This is a genomic window from Pseudomonas sp. RIT409 (assembly GCF_003052515.2).
Taxonomy (GTDB): Bacteria; Pseudomonadota; Gammaproteobacteria; order Pseudomonadales; family Pseudomonadaceae; genus Aquipseudomonas.
The window spans coordinates 45,200-56,794 of sequence record NZ_QARE02000030.1 but is presented as its reverse complement, the minus strand read 5'-3'; the positions used below and the strand labels follow the sequence as shown (position 1 = coordinate 56,794).

Below are 11,595 nucleotides of genomic sequence, written 5' to 3'. Positions count from 1 at the left end.
TTTAGGCGACCTGTTGTTGTTATTGGCGGCCAGACCTTTTTTGCTTTTTTGAGCGACCCCATTCGGAGCCAAGAGCAAACGTATTTTTTTGAGCGCTGATACAGCTTCGATCTTGCGATTGACCCGACGCGGGAGCTGCCTGAGGGCAGTTTTATTGTTCTCTGTCCGGTTCAGAGGCCTTGGCCTCACAAAGCGATCCACTCCAAAAAAATCAGTTAGCTGCGTCTCTGTCCGTGTTGTTCTTGTTATGTCAGAGCCGATACGTCTTGTTTTTATTGGGTTGCTGCTGTTTGTTATTTTTGTTGTACCAAGACATAGCAGGAGCCATGCCAATTTTTGCAAATGCCCGAAAACCGGGGCTCGCAGGCTGCGATGCCGGGTTGCGGCACGCTGGTAAACCGCTCGGGTGTTTCCGTGTTACCCGTTTCCTGCGTTTGAATGCCGATCAGGGTAACACTCTGTGACAAGTTGTCGCACTTCAGCCCGACAAACGTGCAGTGGCGACCCGCGAACCGTTGGCCCGGCCCAGCAGGTCGCTGATGCGCTGCCCTGCGCGAATCAAGCGTTCCAGGTCAACGCCGGTGTCGATGCCCAAGCCGTTGAGCAGGTAGAGCACGTCCTCGGTGGCGACGTTGCCCGTCGCGCCCTTGGCGTACGGGCATCCGCCCAACCCGGCCACTGAACTGTCGAACACGTGCAGGCCTTCCAGGAGGCTGGCGTAGATATTGGCCAGCGCCTGGCCGTACGTGTCGTGAAAGTGTCCGGCCAGCTTTCCGCGGGGGATGAATGCGGCCACGGCATCGATCAACGCCCGGGTCGCCCCCGGCGTGCCGGTACCAATGGTGTCGCCAAGGGAGACCTCGTAGCAGCCCATCGAAAACAGCTCCCTCGCCACCGCAGCCACCTGTTTTGGCGCAACGTGGCCTTCATAAGGGCAACCCAGCACGCAGGACACATAGCCGCGCACCGGCATGCCATGCAGGCGCGCCGCTTCCATGATCGGAAGGAAACGGTCCAGGCTCTCGCTGATCGAGCAATTGATGTTGCGTTGAGAGAACGCTTCCGAGGCTGCAGCGAACACCGCCACTTCCTTCACGCCGACGGCCAGCGCATCCTCGAACCCTCGCAGGTTAGGGGTGAGCGCGGAGTAGGTCACCCCGTCCTTGCGATGAATGCCCGCAAATACATCGGCCGACCCTGCCATCTGTGGCACCCATTTCGGCGAAACGAAACTGCCGACTTCAATGAAGGAAAGCCCTGCATCCGCCAGGTCATCCACCAAGCGTATTTTGTCCTCTACGGAGAGGGGGCGGGCCTCGTTCTGCAGGCCGTCACGGGGACCGACTTCGACCAGGCGTACGCGTTGTGGGAGGGTCATGGCGGGGAAGTCCTTGAGTGAGGAGAGCTCAGTGGGCCAGGCCGAGCGCGGCCTTGCAGCGCTCTTCGGCAGTGTCCAGCTCCAACTGCATCTGCTGAATGTCCAACAGCTGCTGGTCCAACTGCGCGCGGCGTTCGGCGATCTTGGCCAGCATGGTCGTGAGCTGCTTTTGGTTATCGCCCGTCGGGTCGTACAGCCCGATCAGATCGCGGCATTCGGCCAAAGAAAATCCGATGCGCTTGCCCCGCAGGATCAGTTTCAGGGTGACCTTGTCTCTTGGCGAATAGATGCGCTCCAAGCCGCGCCGCTCGGGGCTGAGCATCCCCTGTTCTTCGTAAAAGCGAATGGTGCGCGTGGTGATGTCCAGCTCGCGAGCAAGGTCGGAAATGCTGTAGGTCGGGTGGGTCATGGCTCAACTCGAACGGGGAGGCGATGCGCGTAACCTACGGCGACCTTGACGTTAACGTCAACCGTAGGATGGCTTCAACGCGTCTTCCAATGGCTGTGCCTGCTTGCGCTCCTGGGCCACGATCCACTGACACAACTCGATGATCTGCTCGCGCATCCAGCGGTTGGCAGGATCCTGATCGGTGCTTTCGTGCCAATACAGATGGGTTTCGACGCTGGGCACATCGTTGACCGGCAGTTGCACGAAGTGCAGGTCGTTGCGACGGGCGAAGCGTTCCGGGACAGTCATGACCATGTCCGTCTGCTGCAGCACCTGGGAGGCCATGAGGTAGTGTTGCGAACGTAACGCGATCTTGCGCTGAATACCCATCTTCCCGAGCGACAGATCAACGTAGCCCAGCCCGCTGCGGCGGCTGGAAATGTGAATGTGGGCCACTGACAGGTAGTCGTCCAGGGTCAGCGCGGCCTTGTGCGCCAATGGATGGCCCTTGCGCATGGCACAGACGTAGTTGTCTTCCATCAGCTTGACGTGGCGCACCTGGGGGTCGGTATTGAGCGGAGCATCGACGGCGAAGTCCAGCCGCCCAGCGGCCAGTTCCTTGGTGGTTTCCCGGCGTTTCGACAGAAAGCTTTCGATGGTCACGGCCGGGGCGAGTCGTCGCAGGCGTTGAAACAGCGGTGGGAGAATGATCGCCTCGGTCAAGTCGGTCATGCTGATCCGGTAGTTCTTGTTCGCTTGCTGCGGATTGAAGATACGGCTTTCCTGCACCGAGACGCGCAACAGTGCCAACGCGTTGCGCACCGGACCGATGATGTTCTGCGCCATGGGGGTCGGCACCATGCCTTGAGCGGTGCGCACGAATAGCGGGTCGTTGAAGGTCTCGCGCAGGCGGGCCAGGGCATTGGACACGGCCGGTTGGGTGATCCCGACGATCTGGCCGGCGCGTGTCAGGTTGGCCTCGGTGTAGATGGCGTCAAAGACAATAAAGAGGTTGAGATCGACCTTGCTCAGGTTCATTGCTGTACGCCTCACGCTGTTTTTGTTGTTGGGACGATCGTGCAGAAACGGCGCAATCATATATCAGTGATGAATGTTTATACACGCCGAGAATAGGTTAGATAAATGAGGGGGCGTGCTCTAGCATCCGCTGCATGTCTAGAAACACCTCACAGAAGGTAGCTGCCCATGGATTTCGCTTATTCCCCCAAGGTTCAGGAACTGCGCGACCGCGTCACCGCGTTCATGGACGCTCACGTCTACCCCGCAGAACCGGTGTTCGAGCGCCAGGTAGCGGAAGGGGATCGCTGGCAACCGACCGCGATCATGGAAACGCTCAAAGCGCGGGCGAAAGCCGAGGGGTTGTGGAACCTGTTTTTGCCGGAGTCGGCGTTGGGGGCGGGGCTGACGAACCTGGAGTACGCGCCACTGGCGGAAATCATGGGTCGCTCGCTGCTGGGCCCCGAGCCGTTCAACTGCTCGGCGCCGGACACCGGCAACATGGAAGTGCTGGTCCGCTACGGCAGCGACGCGCAGAAGCGCCAGTGGTTGGAGCCATTGCTGCGCGGCGACATTCGCTCGGCGTTCGCCATGACCGAGCCGGACGTGGCGTCGTCCGATGCCACCAACATGGCAGCCCGCGCGATTCGCGACGGGGATGAGTGGGTGATCAACGGGCGTAAATGGTGGACATCCGGGGCCTGTGACCCGCGTTGCAAAATCATGATTTTCATGGGGCTGAGCAATCCCGATGGCCCACGGCATCAGCAACACTCGATGATCCTCGTGCCGACTGACACCCCCGGCGTGAAGATCGTCCGGCCGTTGCCCGTATTCGGCTATGACGATGCGCCCCATGGTCACGCCGAGGTGCTGTTCGACAACGTTCGCGTTCCCTACGACAACGTATTGCTGGGCGAGGGTCGCGGGTTCGAGATCGCGCAGGGGCGTCTTGGCCCGGGGCGCATTCACCATTGCATGCGCTCGATCGGGATGGCTGAACGAGCCTTGGAACTGATGTGTAAACGCTCGGTGCAACGGACCGCTTTCGGTCGCCCGCTGGCGCGACTGGGAGGCAACATCGACAAGATCGCCGACTCGCGCATGGAAATCGATATGGCCCGTCTGCTGACTCTCAAAGCGGCCTACATGATGGACACGGTGGGCAACAAAGTCGCGAAAAGCGAGATCGCGCAGATCAAGGTAGTTGCCCCGAACGTCGCGTTGCGCGTCATCGACAGGGCCATACAAATGCATGGCGGGGCAGGGGTGTCGGGCGATTTTCCCCTGGCCTACATGTACGCCATGCAGCGCACCCTGCGCCTGGCGGATGGGCCGGACGAAGTGCACCGGGCGGCGATTGGCAAATATGAAGTGGGCAAGTACGTGCCCAAAGAGATGATGCGCAGCGAATACCGCTGATTGCAGGCGCCCCCTGCAGGGTGGGGGCGTTTTATTCAGTTGATAAGCATCGCTTTCTGGCGTGCCAACCGGAACGGTTCAGCTCAACTGCAGCCAGATCGGCGCGTGATCGGAAGGCTTTTCCATGCCGCGCAGATCGTAATCCACACCGGCCGCCTTGATGCGCGGCTGCAGGCCCTTGGATGCCAGGATCAGGTCGATGCGCAGGCCGCGCTTGGGTTCGTCCTCGAAACCGCGGCTGCGGTAATCGAACCAACTGAACTGGTCGATCACTTCCGGGTACAGATGCCGGAAGCTGTCCACCAACCCCCAGTTCTTCAGCTTTTCCATCCACTCGCGCTCTTCGGGGAGGAAGCTGCACTTGCCGGTTTTCAGCCAGCGCTTGGCGTTGTCGGGGCCGATACCAATGTCGCTGTCTTCCGGAGAAATGTTGACGTCCCCCATGACGATCAGCGGCTGATCATTGCTGAAACGCGTTTCGAGCAACTGCTGAAGGTCGGCGTAAAACTTGGTTTTGGCCGGGAATTTGGTGGGGTGGTCACGGCTTTCACCTTGCGGGAAGTAGCCGTTCATGACGGTGACGATCTGGCCTTGAGGGTCGGCGTACGTGCCCCAGATGAAGCGGCGTTGAGCGTCTTCATCGTCGCTGTCAAAGCCCTTGTGCAAGGACAGGGGCGCCAGGCGGGACAGCAAGGCCACGCCGTAATGGCCTTTCTGGCCATGGAAATGCACGTGGTACCCCAGCGCTTCGATTTCCGCCTGTGGGAACTGATCATCGGAGACCTTGGTTTCCTGAAGGCCGATCACATCTGGCTGATGCTTTTCAATCAGCGCCGCCAACTGATGTGGGCGGGCCCGCAGGCCGTTGATGTTGAAAGACACGATTTTCATAGACGGCAGTCCTGGGCTGGGCCCGGCCCATCGCCCCTGGGCGACCGCCGTTGAGTCGGCGAGACGCAGCACCAGTCAGGCGATCGGCGGGCAGGATGAGTCGGCGGAGCCGGGTATCGAAGAAGGAGGAGCGGGTCCTTCGGGTTGCGCGGACCCTAGCAAAAATCAGACAGCGACGCTAGCCACGTGCCCCTGTCGTGGCTGCCGTCCAGAGACGTTCGGAGCCAGACTGGCCCTGCTACGCTGTCTGTAGCGCCACGGGGAACTGTCGCCATGCCCGCCGACTCGAACGCCTGACGCCACCAAGCCGCTTGTTCCAAGCGAGTGGGCCCACTCAAGGACGCCTTTGATGCCTGAATCCGCCAACCTCGACATTCGCCAACTGGACAGTGGTTATTCTCGGGAGGCTCGCTCGTTGCTGTATCAGGCTTATCGACATGAGCCCAGTTTCGCTTATCTGTTCGAATCAGGGCGGGCGGGGTATGAACAGCGGGTCCGCGCGACCATTCGTGAATTGGTCAAGCAGCACTTTCTGCAGGCGCTGCCTGCTTTGGGGTTGCTTCTCGACGACCGGCTCATCGGCGTGGTCCTCATCGCACCACCCCAGCGTCGGTTGGGCATCACCGAGAGCTGGGCCTGGCGGCTGCGGATGGTCATGTCCACCGGCCTGCGCTGCACGCAGCGGTACCTCGAGTACTACCATGCAGTATTGGCTTGTTTGCCTTCAGAGGCCGTTCACGTACTGCCGCTGTTCGCCATTCACCCGGACTTCCAGGGCCAGCACCATGGCGAGCATTTGTTGCAGGCGCTGCACGACTGGTGCGCCGTCGACGAGCATTCTCAAGGGGTGGTGCTGGACAGCGGAAACGGCCATTACCTGGAGTTTTATCGCCGACATGGATATGAGGAAATCGGCGAAATTGCTGTAGGACCAATCCGCGAGCACATATTTTTCCATCCCAACCCCCACGTTTCGCTGGGCTCGACGGCGTGAACGCGTTCTGTGCCGCGCGCCTGGCGGGTTCCAGACGTACCCGTCGCTCGTGTTAGCATTCGCGCCTATGAAGTTTCCCGGTCGTTTCACCAGCGGTTTTCTCCTGATGTTGTCCAGCTGTGCGGCGTTTGCCGATGCCCAACTGGACGTGCGGATCAAACCTTCCAATTCCGAGCTCAAATCCAATATTGAAGGGTACGTGGGCAGCCTCGGCGAGCGCGACGAGCAAGCCCTCGAGCGTTTCAGCGTGGGCGCTGTCGAGCAGGCGCGCAAGGCTGCGCAGGCGTTGGGGTTTTACCAGGCCCAGATCGACAGCGAAGTGCGCCAGGTCGACAAGGCCTGGCACCTCATCCTGACCGTGCAGCCCGGTGAGCCGGTGCATTTGCGTCACGTTACGGTGCGCATCGACGGGCCGGCGAACCAGCTCAAGGCGTTTCGAGTGCCGAAGAGCGACGGCCTGAAACCGGGTACGGTGCTCAACCACGGTTACTACGAAGACGCAAAGAAACTCATCCAGAACCAGGCGGCGCGCTACGGGTTTTTCAATGGACGCTTCGTCACGCAACGGCTGCTGGTGGACCCGCGCGCAGGCGTCGCGGACATCGAGCTGGTGTACGACAGTGGACCGCGGTTTTCACTCGGCAAGGTCACTTTCAGCGGGGATGCGCCATTCGATGAAGACCTGCTCAAGCGTATGGTGCCGTTCAAGGAAGACACCCCCTATGACTCCGAACTCATCGCCGAGCTCAATCAGGCGATGCAGTCCAGCGGGTATTTCGAGGGCGTTCGTGTAGATGCCTCTCCCGCGACCGCCCAAGGGCAAGTCATCCCCGTCGATGTGCAACTGCAGACCCGCAAGCCGCGGACCATGGGCCTGGGCGTCGGTTACTCCACCGACGTGGGCCCGCGCGTCAAGGCCAACTGGACGCGACATTGGGTCAATCCGCAGGGCCACAGCTATGGCGTGGAGTCGGAGCTCTCGGCGCCGCGCCAGAACGTTGGGCTGTTCTACGACATTCCCCTCGACCCACCGCTCACCGACAAGCTGCGCTTCGCCGGCGGTTACCAATACGAAGAAATCGCCGACACCGACAGCCTGAGCAAATTGCTCACGGTCGGGCCGGAGTGGCACAGCAAGTTGCCCAGCGGCTGGGAGCGGGTGATTTCCCTCAAATGGCAGCGCGAGGAGTACCGGCTGGGCAACGATTCGGGGCTGAGCACCCTCCTGATGCCGGGCATCAGCTATTCCTACTTGCGCAGCGACAATCGGATCGATCCACACAAGGGGTACCGTTTGCAATTCGAGTCCCAAGTCGCCAAGGAAGGGCTGGGTTCCGACGCCAACGTCTTGCACGGGATGGCCACGATCAAAGGGCTGACAACTGTGGCACAAAACCACCGGTTTCTGGGGCGGCTTCAGGTTGGCGGCACCGCGACGAACGGCTACAAGGCCATCCCGCCATCGTTGCGGTTTTTCGCCGGCGGTGACCAGAGCGTCCGCGGCTATGACTACCAGTCCCTGTCACCGGAGAACTCTGACGGCGACAAGATCGGTGGCCGTTACATGGTGGCGGGCAGCGCCGAATATCAATATTCGATCGCCGAAAAATGGCGCATCGCGGCGTTCGTCGATCAGGGCAACGCGTTCAATTCTCTGGATTTCCCGAGTCTGAAGACCGGCGTGGGCATCGGCGTGCGCTGGGTATCACTGGTTGGGCCGTTGCGCCTGGACCTGGCGCATGCGCTGGATGACGAGGGCGGTATCCGTCTGCACTTCTCGATGGGGCCGGAACTGTGACGGGTAGGGCGCGCTTGAAACGAATTTCGGCTTACATGGCGCTGAGCGTGCTGGTGGTCGTTCTGCTCGTTGGTCTCGCCGCGAGTTGGCTGCTGGGCACCGAATCCGGCGGTCGCTGGGCGCTGGCGAGGGTGCCGGGTCTGTCCCTTCAGCACTTCACGGGGCGTCTGGGGGGCGCTTGGCAGGCGGATTCGCTGCTATGGCAGTCGGGCGAGAGCCAGGTGGAGGTGGACGCGCCGGTATTCGCCTGGTCGCCGTCCTGCCTTGCGCGGATGACCCTGTGCATCGATACCCTCCAGGCGGAAGACATCCGCATGCGCTTCGCGCCATCGGATGCCGCGCCGCGCAGCGGACCGATAACCTTGCCTGACCTTGACCTGCCGCTTGCCATCGAGCTTGGACGTGTGCAAGTGGGCAGTGTGCGGCTGGACGGAGCCGAGCAGGTCCGCGACCTGCACCTTGCGGCGCACTGGACGGCCGAGGGCTTGAAGATCGACTCGCTGCACGCCCAGCGCGACGAAATGGCCCTGGACCTGGTCGGCCTGCTCAAGCCAACGGCGGACTGGCCGCTGACCGCGCAAGGCGAGGTCAAGTTGCCGGACATCAACGGCCAGCCGCTGAACCTTCGTCTCGACATCGAGGGTGATTTGCTCAAGACCCTGAATCTTGATGCGCACACCCAGGGTTATATCGACGCCAGGCTGGTGGGCCAATTACAGCCTTTGGCAGACAACCTCCCGGCGGACGTGACGATCACCAGTGACAGCTTCAAGCCTACTGCAGACTTGCCCGATACCCTGCAACTCAACCAGCTGAAGCTGACGGCCAAGGGCGACCTGGCGCAGGGTTACGCCATCCTGGGCAACGCCAGCCTGCCCGCCGAGCAAGGCGCGGTGCCCTTGCAACTGCGAGGACGTGTGGATGCCAACGGGGCAGACATCGAGACCCTGGACCTGACGGCCAATCCCGATCAACGGCTCCGGATGAGCGGCAAGGTCGATTGGCAAAGCGGCCTGCGTGCCGACGCGAAGGTCGACTGGCTCGATTTTCCATGGCATCGGCTGTACCCGGTGATCGACGAACCGCAAGTCAGCGTTCATACGTTTACCGGAGAAGTGTCTTATACCGACGGAAAATACCTCGGTCATTTCACCGGGGCGTTCAAGGGCCCCGCCGGGCCGTTCACATTGCAAAGCCCGTTCAGCGGCGACCTGCAACAAGTCTATCTGCCGCAACTGGCATTGGTGGCGGGGCAGGGCAAGGCTGACGGGCACCTGACGATTGGTTTTGCCGATGACGTGTCCTGGGACACCGCGCTGGATCTAAGTGCCATCGACCCTTCTTTCTGGGTCGGCGAGCTGCCGGGTTCCCTGGCTGGCGCCCTGCGCAGCAAAGGCGCCTTCAAGCATGAACAGCTCAGTCTCGATGCTGACCTGGGGCTCAAGGGCCGGTTGCGCGGTCAGCCTGCGGTCTTGCAAGTGAAGGCTGCCGGCGCAGCGGAACGCTGGAACGTCAGCGCCTTACAAATCCGCTTGGGGGACAACCGCATTCAGGGCACGGGCAGCCTGCAGCAGACACTCACAGGCCAACTGGACATGGACTTGCCGCGCCTGGGTCAGCTGTGGCCGCGCTTGCAAGGGCAAGCCAAGGGCCGGTTGGATCTGGCGGGCACTTTGCAGGCGCCTCAAGGGCAATTGACGTTGCAAGGCGCTCGCTTGGGGTATGAAGCCAACGCGCTGCAAAGCCTGACCCTGGCGGCCAAGGTCGACAATGCCCAGCGTGGCACGATCGACCTGAAAGCCAGCGGCATCCAGGCCGGTGACACCGCCCTGGGCACGTTGACCGTCAATGGGACCGGTGACGTGCACCGGCAACGCGTGGCACTGGATCTGCAAGGGCCGCTGCTGAAACTGGCACTGGCACTGGATGGCACCCTCGACAACGGCAATTGGCGCGGGCGTCTGGCCAGCGGCGACATCCAGACCGGAGGCCAGGATTGGAAGCTCCAGCAGCCGGCGAAACTGGAGCGGCTGGCGGACGGCCGGGTCAACTTCGGTGCCCACTGCTGGGCCTCGGGCCCTGCCAGCCTTTGCGGCGAGGAACAGCGCCTGATGCCCGAGCCGCGCCTGCGCTACCACCTGCGACAGTTCCCGCTGGAAAGCCTGGCCCAGTGGATGCCCAAGGATTTCAGTTGGAAAGGTGCGTTGAACGCCGATGTGCAACTGGACATTCCTGCCGCTGGCCCCAACGGCCAGGTGCTCGTCGACGCCAGTGGCGGGACGCTGCGGGTCAAGGACAAGAACCAATGGCTGGATTTTCCCTATCAGGCGTTAAAGCTCACCAGCAGACTCACCCCCAGGAAGGTCGACACGTCGCTGGACTTCCAGGGCGGAAAACTGGGTGACTTGTCTGCCCATCTGAGCATCGATCCACTGGCTAGAAACAAACCGGTCAGCGGCGATTTCCGGCTGGCCGGTCTGGATGTCTCGGTGGCGAGGCCCTTCGTTCCGGTGGTAGAACGGCTCAATGGCAAGCTGGACGGCAACGGCCGCATTTCCGGGACGCTTCTGGCGCCGCAAGTCAATGGCACCGTGGCATTGAGCAACGGTGAAGTGTCCGGGCCGGAATTGCCGATCAGCCTGGAGAAGCTCAACGTGCAGGCGCTGATTGCCGGTGAAAATATTCAGCTCACGGGGCAGTGGGCCAGCGGCGCGACCGGGCAGGGCAATGTGGCAGGTCACATCGGTTGGGGCGAGGCGCTGGCCGTGGACGTCAGTTTGCGCGGGACGCGCCTGCCGATCACGGTGGAACCGTACGCCAAGCTCGAAGCCGCGCCCGATTTGAAGATCAGACTTCAAGGGGACCGGCTGGCGGTGTCGGGCAAAGTGTCGATCCCCAAAGGGGAGATCACTGTTCGACAGTTGCCGCCGTCCACGGTCAAGGTGTCCGATGACACCGTGATCGTCGGTGCGCAGACTGAACAGGGCAAACCGCCCATCGCCATCGCGATGGACATCGACGTCGAAGTCGGACAAGAAAGGTTGAGTTTCAGCGGTTTCGGGCTCACCGCCAATCTGGCCGGGCACGTACACATCGGTGACAACCTCGACACCCGTGGCGAGCTGAACCTGAACGATGGCCGCTACCGGGCGTATGGCCAGCGCCTTACCATCCGCAAGGCGCGGCTGCTGTTTGCGGGGCCTGTGGACCAGCCGTATCTGGACATCGAGGCCATTCGCCAGACCGACGATGTGATCGCCGGGATTCGATTGACCGGCAGTGCGGAGCAGCCGACCACGACGGTCTTTTCCGAACCCGCCATGAGTCAGGAGCAGGCGCTGTCCTATCTGGTGCTGGGCCGTCCACTGAGTACCACCGGCGAAGACAACAACATGATGGCCCAAGCGGCATTGGCCCTGGGGCTGGCGGGCAGCTCGTCCACCGCAGGCAAGCTGGCTTCCGGGCTGGGTATCAAGGATTTCGACCTCGACACCTCCGGCAGTGGCGACAAGACGGCCGTGGTGGCGAGCGGGAAGATCACGGACAAGTTGAGCCTGCGTTATGGCGTCGGCGTATTCGAACCGGCCAACACCATCGCGTTGCGCTATCTGTTGAGCAAAAAGGTCTATGTGGAGGTGGCGAGCGGCGTGGCCAGCTCGCTGGATATTTTCTATAAGCGGGATTTTTAGCGTGGCATGAGGTGTCGT

Annotated in this window: 8 protein-coding genes; 4 read left to right on the top strand and 4 right to left on the bottom strand. The window is 61.6% G+C overall.

Annotated features, from left to right (window positions below):
• Window positions 1–478 precede the first annotated feature (478 nt).
• The 3 genes from DBP26_RS25015 to DBP26_RS25005 are packed head-to-tail and all read right to left on the bottom strand — an operon-like array spanning window position 479 to window position 2,804.
• A complete protein-coding gene (locus DBP26_RS25015; RefSeq protein WP_108240266.1) occupies window positions 479–1,378 on the bottom strand; it encodes a hydroxymethylglutaryl-CoA lyase in 900 nt (299 codons plus the stop codon).
• Between the two features lie 28 nt (window positions 1,379–1,406).
• Window positions 1,407–1,787, bottom strand: coding sequence for a MerR family DNA-binding transcriptional regulator (locus DBP26_RS25010; protein ID WP_108240265.1), 381 nt, complete (start codon window positions 1,785–1,787; stop codon window positions 1,407–1,409).
• 57 nt (window positions 1,788–1,844) lie between these two features.
• Window positions 1,845–2,804 (bottom strand): LysR family transcriptional regulator, encoded by a 960-nt coding sequence (locus tag DBP26_RS25005; protein ID WP_108240269.1) that lies wholly within the window; start codon window positions 2,802–2,804, stop codon window positions 1,845–1,847.
• Window positions 2,805–2,972: 168 nt separating this feature from the next.
• Between DBP26_RS25005 and DBP26_RS25000 the strand changes: the two genes are divergently transcribed.
• The gene (locus DBP26_RS25000; protein WP_108240264.1) at window positions 2,973–4,205 is read left to right on the top strand and encodes an acyl-CoA dehydrogenase; all 1,233 of its coding nucleotides are present in this window, start codon (window positions 2,973–2,975) and stop codon (window positions 4,203–4,205) included.
• A 78-nt stretch (window positions 4,206–4,283) separates the two neighbouring features.
• On the opposite strand, the gene xthA is transcribed toward DBP26_RS25000, so the two are convergent.
• Window positions 4,284–5,096: an exodeoxyribonuclease III gene (gene xthA, locus DBP26_RS24995; RefSeq protein ID WP_108240263.1), complete on the bottom strand. Its 813-nt coding sequence runs from the start codon at window positions 5,094–5,096 to the stop codon at window positions 4,284–4,286.
• Window positions 5,097–5,445: 349 nt separating this feature from the next.
• Here xthA and DBP26_RS24990 point away from each other — a divergent pair, with 349 nt between their 5' ends.
• The 3 genes from DBP26_RS24990 (at window position 5,446) to DBP26_RS24980 (ending at window position 11,577) form a co-directional block, all read left to right on the top strand.
• On the top strand, window positions 5,446–6,090 hold the full coding sequence (locus tag DBP26_RS24990) for a GNAT family N-acetyltransferase (RefSeq protein ID WP_108240262.1): 645 nt from the start codon (window positions 5,446–5,448) through the stop codon (window positions 6,088–6,090).
• 67 nt (window positions 6,091–6,157) lie between these two features.
• Window positions 6,158–7,888: an autotransporter assembly complex family protein gene (locus tag DBP26_RS24985; protein ID WP_108240261.1), complete on the top strand. Its 1,731-nt coding sequence runs from the start codon at window positions 6,158–6,160 to the stop codon at window positions 7,886–7,888.
• Between the two features lie 35 nt (window positions 7,889–7,923).
• The gene (locus tag DBP26_RS24980) at window positions 7,924–11,577 is read left to right on the top strand and encodes a translocation/assembly module TamB domain-containing protein (RefSeq protein WP_108240260.1); all 3,654 of its coding nucleotides are present in this window, start codon (window positions 7,924–7,926) and stop codon (window positions 11,575–11,577) included.
• Window positions 11,578–11,595: the final 18 nt, after the last annotated feature.